This window comes from Dokdonella aquatica, assembly GCF_051987395.1.
Lineage (GTDB): Bacteria > Pseudomonadota > Gammaproteobacteria > Xanthomonadales > Rhodanobacteraceae > Dokdonella.
This window is the reverse complement of sequence record NZ_CP197094.1, coordinates 4,245,926-4,262,904: the sequence shown is the minus strand read 5'-3', so window position 1 is coordinate 4,262,904 and position 16,979 is coordinate 4,245,926. Positions and strand designations below refer to the sequence as shown.

The 16,979-nt window shown below is 69.7% G+C and carries 12 protein-coding genes; 4 read left to right on the top strand and 8 right to left on the bottom strand.

Translation table 11 applies throughout. From position 1 onward, the window contains the following. Window positions 1-23 precede the first annotated feature (23 nt). From ACQQ2N_RS18960 to ACQQ2N_RS18945, 4 genes are all read right to left on the bottom strand, one after another. On the bottom strand, window positions 24-2,810 hold the full coding sequence (locus ACQQ2N_RS18960; protein ID WP_440223136.1) for a protein kinase domain-containing protein: 2,787 nt from the start codon (window positions 2,808-2,810) through the stop codon (window positions 24-26). A gap of 169 nt (window positions 2,811-2,979) precedes the next feature. Beyond that, window positions 2,980-5,886, bottom strand: a complete 2,907-nt coding sequence (locus tag ACQQ2N_RS18955) for a tetratricopeptide repeat protein (RefSeq protein ID WP_440223135.1) — start codon at window positions 5,884-5,886, stop codon at window positions 2,980-2,982. Window positions 5,887-5,990: 104 nt separating this feature from the next. After that, on the bottom strand, window positions 5,991-8,732 hold the full coding sequence (locus ACQQ2N_RS18950) for a protein kinase domain-containing protein (RefSeq protein WP_440223134.1): 2,742 nt from the start codon (window positions 8,730-8,732) through the stop codon (window positions 5,991-5,993). A 40-nt stretch (window positions 8,733-8,772) separates the two neighbouring features. After that, the gene (locus ACQQ2N_RS18945; protein WP_440223132.1) at window positions 8,773-9,300 is read right to left on the bottom strand and encodes an ECF-type sigma factor; all 528 of its coding nucleotides are present in this window, start codon (window positions 9,298-9,300) and stop codon (window positions 8,773-8,775) included. Window positions 9,301-9,497: 197 nt separating this feature from the next. Between ACQQ2N_RS18945 and ACQQ2N_RS18940 the strand changes: the two genes are divergently transcribed. Beyond that, window positions 9,498-11,561, top strand: coding sequence for a carbon starvation CstA family protein (locus ACQQ2N_RS18940; protein ID WP_440223131.1), 2,064 nt, complete (start codon window positions 9,498-9,500; stop codon window positions 11,559-11,561). Further along, entirely contained in the window at window positions 11,558-11,815 is a 258-nt protein-coding gene (locus tag ACQQ2N_RS18935) for a YbdD/YjiX family protein (protein WP_440223130.1), read from the top strand. The genes ACQQ2N_RS18940 and ACQQ2N_RS18935 overlap by 4 nt, the downstream gene beginning before the upstream one ends. Window positions 11,816-12,190: 375 nt before the next feature. On the opposite strand, the gene crcB is transcribed toward ACQQ2N_RS18935, so the two are convergent. Continuing rightward, on the bottom strand, window positions 12,191-12,571 hold the full coding sequence (crcB, locus tag ACQQ2N_RS18930; RefSeq protein WP_440223129.1) for a fluoride efflux transporter CrcB: 381 nt from the start codon (window positions 12,569-12,571) through the stop codon (window positions 12,191-12,193). Window positions 12,572-12,700: 129 nt separating this feature from the next. On the opposite strand from crcB, the gene ACQQ2N_RS18925 reads away from it, so the two are divergent. Next, entirely contained in the window at window positions 12,701-13,033 is a 333-nt protein-coding gene (locus ACQQ2N_RS18925) for a hypothetical protein (protein WP_440223128.1), read from the top strand. Further along, a complete protein-coding gene (locus tag ACQQ2N_RS18920) occupies window positions 13,030-13,716 on the top strand; it encodes a hypothetical protein (RefSeq protein WP_440223127.1) in 687 nt (228 codons plus the stop codon). Before ACQQ2N_RS18925 ends, ACQQ2N_RS18920 begins: the two co-directional genes overlap by 4 nt. A gap of 378 nt (window positions 13,717-14,094) precedes the next feature. Here the strand turns inward: ACQQ2N_RS18920 and ACQQ2N_RS18915 are convergent, their stop codons facing one another. The 3 genes from ACQQ2N_RS18915 to ACQQ2N_RS18905 all read right to left on the bottom strand — a co-directional run bounded on the left by ACQQ2N_RS18915 (window position 14,095) and on the right by ACQQ2N_RS18905 (window position 16,948). After that, window positions 14,095-14,826, bottom strand: a complete 732-nt coding sequence (locus ACQQ2N_RS18915; RefSeq protein WP_440223126.1) for a hypothetical protein — start codon at window positions 14,824-14,826, stop codon at window positions 14,095-14,097. An 86-nt stretch (window positions 14,827-14,912) separates the two neighbouring features. Next, a complete protein-coding gene (locus ACQQ2N_RS18910) occupies window positions 14,913-16,172 on the bottom strand; it encodes a TCR/Tet family MFS transporter (RefSeq protein WP_440223125.1) in 1,260 nt (419 codons plus the stop codon). A 104-nt stretch (window positions 16,173-16,276) separates the two neighbouring features. After that, window positions 16,277-16,948 (bottom strand): DsbA family oxidoreductase, encoded by a 672-nt coding sequence (locus ACQQ2N_RS18905; RefSeq protein ID WP_440223124.1) that lies wholly within the window; start codon window positions 16,946-16,948, stop codon window positions 16,277-16,279. Window positions 16,949-16,979 lie beyond the last annotated feature (31 nt).

The window sequence follows — 16,979 nt, the reverse complement described above, 5'->3', positions numbered from 1 at the left end:
TGCGTCCTGTCGGGACTCGTGGTTCAGCCGTCGCCGACACGCCCGGCGAGGCGCTGCAGCTCGACGAGCGTGGCCGGGGCAACGCCGGATGGCCTCGGGTCGATCGCGAGGGCTTCGTCGGCGGCGGCTTTGGCCTCGTCGATGCGTCCCGCACGGGCGAGCGCGCGCGCCTGCAGGGCGAGCATCGAGAACAGTGTCGTCTTCTCGTCCGGCGTCTTCGCGCGCTGTTCGGCGACGACCTCGAGGATCAGCGCGAGCGCCTCGTCGTGGCGACCGACCGCATCGAGTGCCGTCGCGCGGTAGAAGCGCGCACTGCGCACGTCCTTCGAGGCGAGGCTGCCGTTCTTCGCCGCGATCGCGAGGATGCGGTCGGTCGTGCGCAGGACGTCGTCGTGGCGATCGCGGCGGATCTCGACGCGGGCGAGGAACTGCAGCGGCGAGACGAGTTGCGGGCCGTCGTCGCCGGACAGCTTCTCCTGTTCCTCGACGGCGCGCGTGGCGAACGCTTGCGCCTGTTCGACTTCGCCGGCGTCCATGAGGATCTGCGAGAGCGAGCCGAGCAGGCGCGGGCATACGGGGTGGCGAACGCCACCGGTCTCGCAGTTCGCGATGCCCTCCTCGAAGGCGCGGCGCGCCTCGGCGTGGCGTCGTTGTCCCGCGCGCAGGCGGCCGAGTGCAGCGAACGCGTTGAGCGTGTCCGGGTGCGTCTCGCCGAGCAGGCTGCGCCGCATCGCGAGCGCGCGCTCGATGTAGGGCTCGGCCTCGCCGTAATGGGCCTTGGAGACGAGGAAGCTGCCGTAGACCCCGACCGCCCAGGCGGTTTCCGGATGCGGGCGTGCGTAAACACGCTCGGCGAGCGCGATCGCCTCGCGGTAGGCGGCATCGGCCTGCTCGACGTTGCCCGTGGCCGAGGACGCGTTCGCGGTCGTCAGCAGCAGGCCGATCATGCCGCGATCGGGTGGTGCGCCGGCGGCCGTCCAGCGCTCGCGTGTCGTGTTCGCGAGCGCGAGTGCTTCGCCGAACCGCTGCGACAGGGCGAGGCTTTCGGCCTCGGCGATGTCGACGCCTCGTACGGCGTCCTCGCCCAGTGTCGCGGCGATGTTCCTCGCGTCGGCATAGGTGCGGCGTGCCGCCTCGATGTCGTTGTCGCCGGCTTCGGCGCTCGCCAGCGCGCTCAACGTGGCGACGGCGAGCATGTCGCCGTGTGACGCGATTGCCGTGCGGGACGCTCCGAGCCGTTCGCGTACGGCGGCGGGGTTCGATTCGGCCAGCCACGCTTCCGCGCGCAACACGCCGAGTCGGCGTGCGGGATCCGAGTCGGCGGGGAGCTTCAGCGTGTCGACATCCGCTTGCGCGCGATCCAGCAGCGCGTGCGTCCGCGGCGCCGATCCGAGCGACTGCGTCACGCGCGCGAGGGCGAGCAGCAGGTCGAGCCGCGTCGCGGGCGGAAGCCTGGCGTCGGCGAGCATGCGGTCGGAGGCTTCGTCGACGATCTCCTCGATGCCCGGACGCTTCTCGCGCGGGACTTCGGGCTGGGCGGCATCGAACAGGCCGACCATGAAATCGCGCACGGCCTCGGCGCGCTGTGTCTGCTGGTTGGCGCGTTGGGCCTCCTCGCGGGCTACGCGGGCCTGCCACAGCGCGAGGCCGAGCGAGGCGAGGATCGCGAGCAGGAACGCGGCCGTCGTCGCGACGCCACCCTTGTGGCGCGTGACGAACTTGCGCGTGCGGTACCAGCGCGACGGCGGGTGCGCGACGACGGGTTGCCCCGCGAGCAGGCGGTCGACATCGTCGGAGAACGCACCGGCCGAGGCGTAGCGACGCTCGGGCTCGTCAGCGAGCGCCTTCATGACGATCGTGTCGAGGTCGCCGCGCAGCTGGCGGCGCGTGACCGGCGTGGGGCTGCCGTCACCACCCGTCGCACTCACGCGGCTCGACGGCGTGCGGCCGCTTCCGTCGTTGACGCGCTCGCCGGTCAGCAGCTCGCCGAGCACGACGCCGAGCGCGTAGACGTCGGTCGCGGTCGTGATCACGCCGTTGCGGCGTTGCTCGGGAGCGGCATACGCGGTGGTGAACGCGGGAAGAAGGGTGCGGGTGACATCCTCGTCGGCCTCGAGCAGCTTGGCGATGCCGAAATCGAGCAGCTTGACCTCGCCGTCGTCGGCGACGAACACGTTGGAAGGCTTGAGGTCGCGATGCACAATCAATGCCCGGTGTGCGGCATCGACCGCGCGGCAGGTCACGACGAACAGGCGCAGGCGGGCGCGCAGGTCGAGTGCACGCGCCTTCGCGTGCTCGACGATGTCGCTGCCATGCACGAGCTCGAGTGCGAGGTACGGCTGGCCTGCGTTGGTCACGCCACCTTCGATGAGGCGTGCGATGTTGGGATGCTGCAGGGCGAGCAGGGCCTGCTGCTCGCGGCGGAACTGGCGCTGTGCCTCGGGGCTGTGCAGGCTTCGCCGCAGCAGCTTGAGGGCGACCTCCTGGCGCGCGCCACCGATATCGCGACGGGCGTGCAGGACCATCGCGAAGCCGCCTTCGCCGAGCGGGCCGACGATCTCGAACGGACCGATGCGCGTGCCGGCGGCGGGCGTCGGCATATGGGTGTCGGAGAGGAAGTCGGCGAGCCGGTCGATGCGCGCCGGCGAAGGTCCGTCGTGCGTCTCGGCGTCGGCGGCGAGCATGGCTTCGAGCTCGGCGCGCAGCTCCGGAGGGCAGTGCGCATCGAGGTGGACGCGACGCGCGGCCGCGTCGAGATCGACGGCCGCGTCGAACAGGGCGCGCAGCCTGGCCGGATCCATCGTCGTCATGGCATCGCTCCGGGTCACCGTTGAAGGGCAGGCCATCGACCGGATGGCATCGGACGAGAGACGATCGCGTGATCGGCTCTCCGCGAGGATGCGGCTGCGTGGATCCGGCCGCGCGCTTCACGATGCGCTGTCGCTCGCGCCGCAGGCACGCCGTCGCGCGAGGTCGCACTCATTCTTCGAATTCGCGTTCGAGCTCCCGCGCGTACGCGGATGGCGAGGCATCGACCTGCGCGCGGATCGACGCGGTCAGGTCGCGTGCCTCGTCCGCATGGCCTGCGCGCCTGAGCGCTGCTGCGAGGAGCACCTTGGCTTCGAGTACGCGTGGATCGGCTGGCGGATACGGTGGACTGCGCACCGCGAGGGCTTCGCGCAGGCTCGTCACGGCGGCAGCGGCATCGCCGGAACCGAGCTGTGCGCGTCCGAGCGCGAACAAGGTCGCGCCGAGCTGAGGCTGGCCGGGCGCAAACACTTTGCGCCCCGCCGCCACGGCGATCTCGGCGGTAGCGAGCGCCCCGGCACTGTCGCCACCCGCCGACTGGACTTCGCTCAGTGCCGACAAGGTCGTGGGTGCCAGCGTGCTCGCGGACCCCGGCGCGACGAGGAAGGGTGCCGAGGCGAGTTCGAGTTCGGCGCGGGCCTCCTCGATGCGATGCTGGCGCAGCAGCACGGTTCCGAGCAGGGCGCGCAGCACGGCGGTCGTCGCCGATCCCTCGGGCTGCGACGCCAGGCTGATCGACAGGCCTTCGCGGGCGGTGTGCTCGGCATCGTCGAGTCGCCCGCCGAGCATCTGCGCGGGGCCGAGGATCGAGTACGAGTTGATGAGCCAGCTGTTGCGCGGACCCTGCGAGCGCGTCGAGATCTCGATGGCCTTTTCCAGCGCGGTGAAAGCCTCCTCGAACTGTCCCAGTTCGCGATGGTCGCGGCCGATCGCGTTCCACAACGTGACGATGTTGCGGTCGTGCAGCGCACCCGCGCGGAGGCCGCGCTCGAGGTTGGCCTTGCGGCGAGGCAGCGCCTCGGCGAAGCGGCCCTGCATCTCCGCGATGTAGATGAGGTTGGCCTCGACCGTCAGGGCATCGTGGTGATCGGGGCCGACCGTCGCGACGCGGATCGCCAGCGAACGCTGGAGGATGCCTTCGGCTTTCGCGAGATCGCCCTTGTCGACGAGCATGTTGCTGTACTCGTTCAGCGCGTGCGCGAGTCGATTGCTGTTCTCGCCGAAGCCCTCGCGGAAGCCGTCGATCGCGTGGGCGAACGCTTCCTCGGATTCGTCGAAGCGGCCTTGTTCGCCGAGCATCGCGCCGAGCAGCAGCCATTGGTCCGCGACGTACTCGTGGCGTCTGCCGAGCGCGGCCTCGTCGCGGGCGAGGTTGGTGCGCAGCATGGCCTCGACACCGGTCAGCTCGCCCTTGGAGATCAACGCGTTCGCGATCATCTCGTGCGCGTTGGCGATGTCGGCTGCCGCCGGCGAATCGTTCTCGTTGATCAGCGCGAGTGCTTCGCGCGCATGCGCGATCGCCTCGTCGTGCGCGCCGGTCTCGCCGTCGATGCGCGCCATGCCGGTCAGCGTGCGCACGCGCACGTCGCTCGCGAAGGCGGGTGCTTCGCTCATGTCGAGCGCGCGCTGCAGGAGATCGCGGGCGACCTTGAAATCGCCGATCTCGATATGGAGCTGGCCGAGCAATGCAAGCACGTCGGCCTCTAGCTCGGGTTCGCCGCGCAGCGCGGTCGCGGCCTGCTGCTCGCCCTTGGCGAGCAGGTCGCGTGCGCTGATCGGCTTGCCGCCCGAGCTGTCCGGGCTGGCCTGCTCGAACACACCGACGAGGAACTGGCGCACGGTCTCGGCGCGTGCGGCGTGTGCGTGCGCGAGGCGGGCCTGCTCGCGGGCGACATGCGCCTGCCACAGCGCGAGGCCCAGCGAGGCGAGGATCGCGAGCAGGAACGCGAGCGTCGTCGCGACGCCACCCTTGTGGCGTGCGACGAACTTGCGCGTGCGGTACCAGCGCGACGGCGGGTGCGCGACGACGGGTTGTCCCGCGAGCAGGCGCTCGATGTCGTCGGCGAACGTGCCGGCCGAGGCGTAGCGGCGCTCGGGCTCGTCGGCGAGCGCCTTCATGACGATCGTGTCGAGATCGCCACGCAGCTGGCGGCGCGTGACCGGCGTCGGACTGCCGTCACCGCCGGTCGCACTGATGCGGCTCGACGGCGTGCGGCCGGTGCCGTCGTTGACGCGCTCGCCGGTCAGCAGCTCGCCGAGCAGCACGCCGAGCGCGTAGACGTCGGTCGCTGTCGTGATCGCGCCGCCGTCGCGTTGTTCGGGCGCCGCGTACGCCGGCGTGAATGCGGGCAGCATCGTATGGGTGACATCCTCGTCGGCCTCGAGCAGCTTGGCGATGCCGAAGTCGAGCAGCTTGACCTCGCCGTCGTCGGCAACGAACACGTTGGATGGCTTGAGGTCGCGGTGCACGATGAGCGCGCGATGCGCGGCGTCCACGGCACGGCAGGCGACCACGAACAGGCGCAGGCGCGCGCGCAGGTCGAGAGCGTGGATCTTCGCGTATTCGACGATATCGCGGCCCTGCACGAGCTCGAGCGCGATGTAGGGCTGGCCCTCGGGCGTGACGCCGCCTTCGATGAGGCGCGCGATGTTGGGGTGCCGAAGCGCGAGCAGGGCCTGCTGCTCGCGGCGGAACTGGCGCTGCGCCTCGGGGCTGTGCAGGCTGCGCCGGAGCAGCTTGAGGGCAACGTCCTGGCGTGCGCCGGCGACATCGCGCCGCGCATGCAGCACGGTCGAGTAGCCGCCTTCGCCGAGCAGGCCGACGACCTCGAACGGGCCGATGCGCGTGCCGGCGCCCGGCGGCAGCACGGGCGCATCGCTCAGGCCTGCGGCGATCTGGCCGATGCGCATTGACGACGGACCGTCGTGCGCTTCGGCGTCGGCGTCGAGCATCGCCTCGACGTCATCACGCAGCGAAGGCGGACAGTGCACGTCGAGATGATGTCGGCGTTCGACGGCGTCGAGGTCGACGACGGCATCGAACAAGGTGCGCAGCAGGGCGGGGTCGTGGGGCGTCATGGTGGCTTCTGCGTGGAACGCCGGTTGGAACGATTCCGTGTCATGTGCGCATCCGTTCCGCGTGTGTGACAGCCGGTCTCGATGTGCGGGTGTCGGCCATGTCGTCAGCCGCTGCGTGTCAGATAGGCCCGCAGCGGATGGGAGGGCGGCAGGCGCTGTGCGATGCGCAAGCTTTCCGCGCGAGCTTCCCGCGCCAGGGCGTCGTCGCCGTTTGCATCGGCTGCGGTCGCGAGCGCCGACTGCGCTTCCGCGATCCACGGATGGTCGTCGTCGAGCTCGGCGCGTGACGCGTCGATCGCGGTCTGCATCCTCTCGACCGCATCGGGTGTGGCACCGAGGTGCAGCGCACGCAGTACGAGAGCGGTGATGGCAGGCAGGCGGTACGGATGTTCCGCGCGAAGCTGGGTGAGCAGGCGTTCGGCGCGTACCGCGGCATCGTTCCCGCAAGCTTCCGGAGCCGTCTCGACCTGTGCGCAGGCGAGCGCGAAACGGGCCAGCAGCAGCGTGGAGCCGGCGACGCTCTTCGCTTCGTCGTCGGGTGCCGGCAGCAACGATGCCGACACGTCGATGAAGGCAGACGGCGTACCCTCGATCCGTACCATCTCCGATTCGTCGACGCCCATCGACTGCAGCGCGTCCTTGTAATTGCCTTCGATCGTGGACAGCAGGCGTCGTGATTCCGCCTGGTCGGCACGCGCCTGCGCGTAATCGCCCTGGCGTGCGCGCAGCGACGCTCGGAAGCCCAGCACGATCGCGCGTGGACGCACCGATCCGGCTTCGCGTTCGGCTTCGGCCATCGCGCGGTCGCACCAGGCCTGCGCCTTGTCGAGCTGCCACCGCCAGAACGCGACGGAGCAGGCCTGCGTCGAGAACGACCAGGTACCGAGGCTGCCCCCGACCACCTTGTCGCGCAGCGGGATCAGTCGATCGAGATCGGCACCGGCTTCGCGCCAGCGCCCCATGCCGTACTTGACGCGCGCGATGTTGCCGAGGACGGTCAGCGCCGAGCGGTTCTCGCCGGCGCCGCGTGCGACATGCCAGTCGTAGGCACGTTGCCGCCATTCGAGCGAGCGCCCGGCGTCGCCGTCGGCCATGTAGGCGCCACCGAGATGGTTCATCACGGTGGCGACCTCGTCGCGTCCCGAGGCTTCCAGCATCGCGTGCGCCTTCAGGAGCGCGTCCACGGCTTCCGGTGCGCGACCGGTCTTCGAGTAGGCGAGGCCGAGGTAGGAGAGGGCGAACGCGTACGAATCGTCGAGCGATCGCGCGGCACGCATGCCCGCGGTCGCGCGCTCGAGGTCGGCGACGGCATCGCCGAAGCGATCGAGGAAATAGGCGGCCTCGCCGCGGCGCGCGAGGGCCATCCAGGTGCGCGCATCGCGCTCGCCCCATGCGGCGCGCGCATGGTCGTAGGCGCGCGTCGCGAGATCGAGGGCGACATCCTTCGCGCCGATCTCGATATGCACGCGCGAGAACAGCGTCGCGAGGTCGGCTATGGCGGCATCGTCATCGGCGAATTCCGTGTTGAGCTGTGCCACCCCGGCGTCGAGAAGCTGGCGCACCGTGGGCATCTCGCCTTCCTGCACGCCGGTTCGCAGGGGGGAGAACAATCCGGCGATGAAGCGGTTCTCGGCGCGTGCTCGCGCGGCCTCGCGTTGCGCGACCCCGGCCTGCCACAACGCAGCGCCGAGGGAGGCGAACACGGCGAGCAGCAGCGCGGCGGTCGTGATGACGCCGCCCTTGTGCCGCGAGACGAACTTGCGGGTGCGATACCAGCGCGACGGCGGATGTGCGACGACGGGTTGTCCCGCGAGCAGGCGCTCGATGTCGTCGGCGAACGTGCCGGCCGAGGCGTAGCGGCGCTCGGGTTCCTCGGCAAGCGCCTTCATGACGATCGTGTCGAGGTCGCCGCGCAACTGGCGGCGCGTGACCGGCGTCGGACTGCCGTCACCGCCGGTCGCACTGATGCGGCTCGACGGCGTGCGGCCGGTGCCGTCGTTGACGCGCTCGCCGGTCAGCAGCTCGCCGAGCAGCACGCCGAGCGCGTAGACGTCGGTCGCTGTCGTGATCGCGCCGCCGTCGCGTTGTTCGGGCGCCGCGTACGCCGGCGTGAATGCGGGCAGCATCGTATGGGTGACATCCTCGTCGGCCTCGAGCAGCTTGGCGATGCCGAAGTCGAGCAGCTTGACCTCGCCGTCGTCGGCAACGAACACGTTGGATGGCTTGAGGTCGCGGTGCACGATCAGCGCGCGATGCGCGGCGTCCACGGCACGGCAGGCGACCACGAACAGGCGCAGGCGGGCGCGCAGGTCGAGGGCGTGCGCACTCGCGTGTTCGACGATGTCGCGGCCTTGCACGAGCTCGAGCGCGATGTACGGCTGGCCGGTGTCGGTGACGCCGCCTTCGATGAGGCGCGCGATGTTGGGGTGCCGAAGCGCGAGCAGGGCCTGCTGCTCGCGGCGGAACTGGCGTTGCGCCTCGGGGCTGTGCAGGCTGCGGCTCAGCAGCTTGAGCGCGACCTCCTGGCGCGCGCCGCCGACGTCGCGGGCCGCGTGCAGCACGGTCGAGTAGCCGCCTTCGCCGAGCAGGCCGAGGACCTCGAACGGACCGATGCGCGTACCGGCGGTCGGCGGAAGCACGGGCACATCGTCGCTCAGGCCTGCGGCGAGCTCACCGATGCGCGACGAGGTGGGACCGTCGTGCGCTTCGGCATCGGCCGCCAGCATGGCTTCGAGCTCGGCACGCAGACCGGGCGGGCAGCAGGCGTCGAGATGGCGGCGACGCGCGGTCGGGTCGAGGTCGACGACGGCGTCGAAGAGTTCGCGCAGGGAAGGGGGTGTGGTCATGGCGCGATCGCACAACGCCGTCCGGCGCCAGGATCGGCCATCAGCCCAGCTCGGTCTTGAGGAACGCCCGCGCGAAGCGCCAGTCGCGCGCCACCGTGCGCACGGCGACGCCGAGCGCCGCGGCGGCCTGGTCCTGGCCGAGCCCGGCGAACCACATCAGTTCGACGACGCGCGCCGCGCGTTCGTCGACCGCTTCGAGCTTGCGCAGGGCGGCATCGATCGCGAGCGCCTCCTCGGCGCTCGCGAGCACGAGCCGGATGTCGCTGCCGGTCATCGTGACGCGCTGCCAGTCCCCGCCGGCGTGCTGGCGCATGCGATCGCGCGCACGATCGGCGAGCAGGTGGCGCATCGCCTGCGCCGCATAGGCGAAGAATTGCTCGGGGTGCGCGAACGAGAGCCCCTCGCGTTTGCCTACGCGCAGGTAGAGCTCGTGGACGAGGGCAGTCGTGTCGAGCGTGCCGCGCGACCCGCGCGCGAGGCGACGACCGGCCATCGCCTTGAGGCGATCGTAGACCTGCGTGAACAGCGCGTCGGCCGACGTATCGGCGACCGCGGCGACTTCATCCATGCGGCATCCCCCGGCAACGGCCGAAGTCTAGACCCGATCGTCATGCCTGTGCACCCGTCGCCGCATGAACGGGGACCCGTGCCGGCGGGCCGGTCGCGGCCGTCCATACGACCAAAGGCTAATGCGCCGCGCCTTGACCCTTGTGCGCTGCGGGAACACGCTTCCCGTGTTTGTTATCCCGTCGTTGCGGAGGCGTTGTGAACTCGATCGTCAGCAAGCTGGGCTGGATCGCCCTGGCTCTACTCGGGGCATTCTGCCTCGGCACCGTCGCGTTGCACCGCGGCGAAACCATCAACGCGGTATGGCTGGTCACGGCCGCCGTGTCGATCCTGTTCATCGGCTACCGCTTCTACAGCAAGTTCATCGACGAGAAGGCGCTGCGCCCCGACGCGACGCGCGCGACGCCGGCCTGGCGCCGAAATGACGGCCTCGATTATGTGCCGACCGACAAGCACGTCGTGTTCGGCCACCACTTCGCCGCGATCGCCGGCGCCGGTCCGCTGGTCGGCCCCGTGCTCGCCGCGCAGATGGGTTACCTGCCGGGCACGCTGTGGATCCTCGTCGGCGTGATCTTCGCCGGCGCGGTGCAGGACTTCATGGTGCTGTTCTTCTCGACGCGCCGCGACGGCAAGTCGCTCGGCGACATGGCGCGTGCCGAGCTCGGCAAGGGGGCCGGCACCGTCGCGATGATCGGCGTGACGATGATCATGTTCATCATCCTCGCCGTACTCGCGCTGGTCGTGGTCAAGGCGCTGGCCGAGAGCCCGTGGGGCACGTTCACGGTCGCGATGACGATCCCGATCGCGCTGTTCATGGGCATCTACCTGCGCTACCTGCGCCCGGGCAAGGTCATGGAGGTCTCGGTCATCGGCCTCGTCCTCCTCATGCTGTCCATCTGGGCCGGCGGCGTCGTCTCGCACAACCCCGAGTGGGCCGAGGCGTTCCACTTCAACGGCCGCCAGCTCGCCTGGATGCTGATCGCCTACGGCTTCGTCGCCTCGGTGATCCCGGTGTGGCTGCTGCTCGCGCCGCGCGACTACCTCTCGACGTTCCTCAAGATCGGCACGGTCGTCATGCTCGCGATCGGCATCCTCATCGCAATGCCCGAGCTGCGCATGCCGGCGCTGACCAAGTTCGTCGACGGCACCGGCCCGGTGTTCGCGGGCGGCCTGTTCCCGTTCCTGTTCATCACGATCGCCTGCGGCGCCGTCTCGGGCTGGCACTCGCTGATCTCGTCGGGCACGACGCCGAAGCTGCTCAACAACGAGACCGAGGCGCGCTACATCGGCTACGGCGGCATGCTCATGGAAGCGTTCGTCGCGATCATGGCGCTGATCGCCGCGTGCGTGCTCGATCCGGGCGTGTACTTCGCGATGAACGCGCCGACCGCGCTGCTCGGCACGACGGTCGAGTCGGCCGCCGCCGCGATCAACAACCTCGGCTTCGTCATCACGCCGGAGATCCTCGCGCAGACGGCCAAGGACGTCGGCGAGAACACGATCCTGTCGCGCACCGGCGGTGCACCGACGCTCGCGGTCGGCATGGCGCACATCCTCCATCAGGTCATTTCCGGTGAAGGCATGATGGCGTTCTGGTACCACTACGCGATCCTGTTCGAGGCGCTGTTCATCCTGACCACGGTCGACGCCGGCACGCGCGCGGGCCGCTTCATGATCCAGGACCTCGCCGGCATCGCCGTGCCCGCGCTCAAGAAGACCGAGTCGTGGGCGGGCAACCTCATCGCGACCGCCGTGTGCGTGGCGTGCTGGGGTTACTTCCTCTACCAGGGCGTGGTCGATCCGCTCGGCGGCATCAACACGCTGTGGCCGCTGTTCGGCATCGCCAACCAGATGCTCGCCGCGATCGCGCTGACGATCTGCTGCGTGTGCCTGATCAAGATGAAGCGCGACCGCTACGTGTGGATCCCGGCGCTGCCGACCGTGTGGCTGCTGATTTGCACGCTCACGGCGGGCTGGCAGAAGATCTTCCACGAGGATCCGCGCATCGGCTTCCTCGCCACGGTCAAGCGCTACTCCGACGCGCTCGGTCGCGGTGAAGTCCTCGCGCCGGCCAAGACCGTCGACGAGATGGGCCGCATCATCACCAACAACTACGTCAACGCGACGCTGGCCGGCCTGTTCATGACGATCGTCGTGATCGTGGTCGTGTTCGGCCTGCGCACGGCGATCAAGGCGCGTCGCAGCGCCGAGCCGACCGCGCAGGAAACCCCGTACGTGTCGCTCGACTCGGTCCGCGCGTGACCGACGCGAACGCCACGGCAACATCGACGGAGACGGGCATCACGCCCGTCTCCGTCCGCCTGCGCCTCGCGCTGCGCGCATTCTGGCGCAGCGCGGTGCAGATGGGCCGGCTGATCATCGGCGTGCCCGATTACGACACCTACGTCGCGCACGTCCGCCGCAACCATCCCGAACGCACGCCGATGAGCTACGAGGCGTTCTTCGCCGAACGCCAGGCGGCGCGCTACAAGGCGGGTGGCGGACGCTGCTGCTGAGGCGTGATCGCGGCGCGTTGTATGGGTGACGGAAGCGCAACTGCCGCGACCGTGACGGGGCGGTGACATCTTGCACGGCGGAATCGCCTGCGGCGGTTCCATCCTGCCCATCATTTCAAGGCGCGGTTGCTTTCGTAGGGTAGAACCCGCGCAGCGGATTCCGCCGCGTTGCCGCGCGCGGTCGATGCGCAAGCGGCTTCGACGGTATCGAGGCGGCAACACCTTGCACGGCGGAATCGCCTGCGGCGGCTCCGCCCTACCCATGAGCTCGAAGCGCCGTTGCTTTCGTAGGGCGGAACCCGCGCAGCGGATTCCGCCGCGTTGCCGCGCGGTGCGTCGGTGCGCTTCCGCGGGAGCGAAAGTATCCGATCGACGTCAGGCCGGTTTCGGCACCGCGAGGTAACCCGCGGCGAGCACGAGCACGCCGACCAGCACGCTCGATACGACGTAGCCGATCGCGACGAGCGTCTCGCCGCGCTTGAGCAGGCCGAAGGTCTCGAGGCCGAAGGCCGAGAACGTCGTGAAGCCTCCGGCGAGCCCCGTGAACAGGAACAGCCGCGCGGTCGGGGAGATCAGGTCGTGCTTGTCGGCGAGGCCGGCCATGACGCCGACGACGAGGCAGCCGACCACATTGACGGCAAAAGTGCCCCACGGAAAGCGGGCAGGGCCGGCGAATCCCATGACCCATCCTGCGAGGCCGTAGCGCGCGACCGAGCCGAGCGCGCCGCCGAGTGCGACCCACACGACCGCGTTCAAGGTGTGGCTCCAGGCGTCGTCATGGCGTCGCGATCCCCGGCAGATTGACGCAGGCGTGGTCCGTGCGGGCGTCCGTTACGGCCAGCGGCGCCGCGCCGCTGCACCACGTCGACATGGCGGTGCATCGGCATGCCCATGCTCGAGAAGATGCGAAATTCCATCGATTTTCCCTTGCATTTCATCATCTTGCGGATTCTTCTTCAGATGGATGCGGAGCATGCGCCGAGGAGTGCCGCCTCCAGGATGACGTCGATCGCGCAGACATCGCGCAGCATCATTCTCGATGCATTGCAGCAATTTATCAGCTCATTACGTTTCGGCCGCTTGTACGGCCGAAACGAAGTCCGCATCCTGTGGTTGACGCAATGCAGCATGAGCGCGAGGAAACCGTTCCGGACGTCGACACCCCTGCGCCGCTGCCCGCGACCGCTTCCGTTCAACCTCCGAGGAATGTTCCCATGATCCGCAAGACTCTCATCGCCCTGGCCATCGGCCTCGCCACCGTCTCGGGTGCAGCGGTTGCCGCGTCCACCGTCGATTCCGCCCGTGCCGGCGCCGCGCGCAAGGTCGTCCAGCTGGACGGCGACGTCGTCGTCGTCAGCCTCGTCGCCGCGGCGGGCCAGTCGGCCGCCAACAACGTTGCCGTCGAGCGCTACGACGCCTCGGGCAAGCGTGTCGCCTGGGCGAAGGACGGCACCTGGACCGATGCCGGCCGCGGCAGCATCGTGTTCCCGAACTCGGCCTGGCACTTCACGGCGATCCGCGACGTGCAGGTGTTCAAGGACCATGTCTGGATCCTCGCCGATTCGTCGACGACGGGTGCCGACGGCGTCGCCAGGCCGACCACCGACCTCATCGCGTTCAGCACCGACGGCGAGTTCAAGGGTGGCCGCTTCAACGTGATCCGTCCCCAGCCCGAGCGTGACGTGATCGGCGCCGGTCTCGTGTTCAAGGCAGCCACGGCGAGCGGCCTGGCCGATGAGCTGACCGTCGTTGCGACCTGTCCCGAATCCGGTGCGGTCGGCGGCGACCGCCTGTGCCTGCAGCGCTACGAAGTCTCGAGCAAGGACGACTGGTACCCGTCGTTCGCCGGCAAGGCGCACGACGAGGTGCAGTGGAACCTCAACACGGCGCTCGTCGACTGACGAGCCTGCGATGCCGACGCTCCCGCGTGGGGCGTTGGCGTCGAGCATGATCGGCGCGGCGGGGTGCAAGGCTCCGCCGCGGTTCCACCGGCATTCCAGACGTGTCCGTGGACGATCAGTGGGTCAGCTCACGTCGTCGGTTGAGCTGCCACATGATGTCTTCTGGCGCTTGCCGTCACGCACGGCGCAGGCTCGACGCGTCCTTCCGAACGGGCGTTGCGCTTGAGCTCCCTCTCCCTCCGGGAGAGGGTGCGGGATCGCGGCCACGCTGGATCGTTTCGTGATACCGGACCCTCATCCGGCCCTTCGGGCCACCTTCTCCCGGAGGGAGAAGGGAAAGATCCGATCGCGCGATGGATCGAACTCCGGAATCGTGCCTCAGCGCGTCTCGGTCACGATCTCGCCGACCGTCACGGCGCGCGGTTGCGCCGACTGCACGGCCCAGCCCACCGTCGCGGCGATCGCCGCGGTCGCCGCGAACGGCCAGAAGGTGCGCTTGATCGCCGTCGTGAGCCAGTGGCTCGTCTCGATGTGCTTGAGGCGGCGGTACAGTCCTGCAGCGAGGATGCCGTCGACGAGCAGCTCGGCGAACAGCACCGGCGCGCTCCAGACCACCATGAACGACGAGACCACGACCGCCGCGACGATCACGATCACGACGATCGGGATCGTGAACGCGTCGGCATCGCCGAAGTCGAGCGAATCGAACGTGCCGCCGCCGCTTCCGCCGCCACCGCTGCCGCCGCGCCCGATATCGGGCAGCGAAACGTCGTGGATGTCGTAGCTGGAGCTCGTGTCGCCACCGTCCTGCGGATCGTTCTTGCTGCGACCTCCGGTCGGGATGCCCGGGTCGTGTGCATCGAGCCAGTCGCTTCCGCGCGTGCGCAGCCAGAACCACAGCAACATGAGGAACACGCCGTACGCGACGGCGGTCGCGAGCGCGTAGCGCATCGGCATCGACCGCAGCCCTGCATGAAGGAAGATCCACGACGCGAGGAAGCCCGCGCCGGCCGTGATCGCGACCATGAAACTCATCTGCAGGCGTGGCCAGCCGTCGCGCGACAGGCGCAGGCGCAGGCGTTCGACGATGTGTTGCCTCGAGCGGCGCATCCGGACTCCTCGCAGTGGTGTCGGAGGCATCCTAGCGTGCGATGCGTGCCGCTCCGTCGGATGTGCCCGAAAGCGAGGGTGTGCGTTCAGGTGTCGGGCGGCGTCGTCGATGGGGCGGCGTCGTCACGCCCCGCGCGTCGGGCCGTACGCCAGCCGATCACGGCGGCACCGAGCAGCACGACGGAGGCGATCAGCAGCGCGGCGCCCGGCGTCGGGAGCAGCGGCTTGTCGCCGACCGAAGCCGCGTAGACCGCGCCGAAGAACAGCGGCGACAGCACGCCGGCGATGCTCGCGACGCTCATGTTCGCGCCCTGCAGCTGGCCTTGCTCGGACTCCGACACGCGCTGCGTCATGAGCGACTGCAGCGTCGGCATCGCGAGGCCCCACAGCGCGTTCGGCAGCATCGCGAGCGTGAACGTCACGCCGTCCGGTGCGAGGCCCATGCAGGCGATGCCGAAGGCACCGCCGAACAGGCCGACGATCATAGTCGTGCGATCGCCGACGCGCTTCACGACGCGGCCGACCAGCACGCCTTGCACGAGCATGTCGAGGGCGCCGACGAAGGCGAGCACGAGGCCAACCTCCCACGCGTGCCAGCCGTAGCGGTAGCCCGCGTAGAGCACGAACACGGCCGAGAACACGTGGTGGGCGAAGTGCAGCAGGAAGTTGACGACGGCGAGTCCGGCGAGTTCGGCGTGCGAGCGCAGCAGCACGAGCGCGCCGACGGGATTCGCGCGGGCCCACGAAAAGCGCATGCGGCGTTCGCGTGGCAACGACTCGGGCAGCACGAACAGGCCGTAGGCGAACGTGAGCGTGCTCAGCGCGGCCGCGAACCAGAACGGCGCGCGCGGCGAGATCGCGCCGAGCGCGCCGCCGAGCAGCGGTCCGGCCACGAAGCCCGCGCTGAACGCCGCACCGACGAGGCCGTAGGCGCGGGCGCGGTGTTCGGGTGCGGTGATGTCGGCCATGTAGGCGTAAACGGTCGAGAAGCTCGCCGAGGTCACACCGGCGACGATGCGCCCGAGTGCGAGCCACCACAGGTCCGGTGCGAGCGCCATGAGCACGTAGTCGGCGGCGAGACCCGCGGCCGAGATCAGGATCACGGGGCGACGTCCGACCTGGTCCGACAAGGTGCCGATGATCGGCGAGGCGACGAACTGCATGAGCGCCCACAGCGCCACGAACACGCCGTTGATGAAGCCGGCCCGCGCGTTCGATCCCGTGAACGATTCGATCAGCGGCGGCAGCACCGGGATGACGATGCCCATCGCGACGATGTCGAGCGCCGCGACGACGAGGATGAACGCGATCGTCGCGGTGCGGGCGGAGGAGGGCGGGGTGTCCATGCGGGCGCGGAGTGTAGCGCCGCATCGGGACGGAAGCGCGACATGTCGGTCGTGTCGCGCCTGCAGTCGTCACGCGCAGCGTGGCGGCACGCTGACCATCGTACTCAGGCCTGCGCCTCGCGCTTCGCGCCGGCGATCTGGCGCAGCGCCTGTTCGAACACCTCGACGGGCTGGCCGCCCGAGACGAGGTGGCGCTGCTCGATCACGACCGCGGGGACCGAACGGATGCCGAGGTCGAGCCAGCGGCGTTCCTCGCGACGCACGTCGTCGGCGTGGCGGTCGCCCGCGAGGATCGCGCGCGCCTCGTCGGCGTCGAGCCCGCTCGCCGCGGCGACGCGCACGAGCACCTCGGGATCCGATACGTCGGCGCCGTCGGTGAAGTAGGCCTGCAGCAGCGCGCGCTTGAGCACGAGCTGGCGGTCGCTGCCGAGCGTGCCTGCCCAGTGCAACAGGCGGTGTGCATCGAACGTGTTGCGGATGCGTTCGCGTTCGCCGAACACGACGCCGACCTCGGCACCACGCGCGCGCAACGCGGCCTGGCTCTGTTCGAGCTGCTCCGCCGTCATGCCGTACTTGCGCGCGAGGTGTTCGCCGATCGCCTCGCCTTCGCGGGCCATCTGCGGATTGAGCTCGAAAGGCTGGAAATGCAGGTCGATCGCCACGTCGCCACCGAGCTTGGCGATCGCGCGCTCGAGCGAGGCCAGCCCGACCGCGCACCACGGACAGGCGACGTCGGAGACGATGTCGATGCGCAGCGGAACGGCGGCGGTGCTCATGGCGTGGACTCGCTTCGAAGGGATCGCCGCG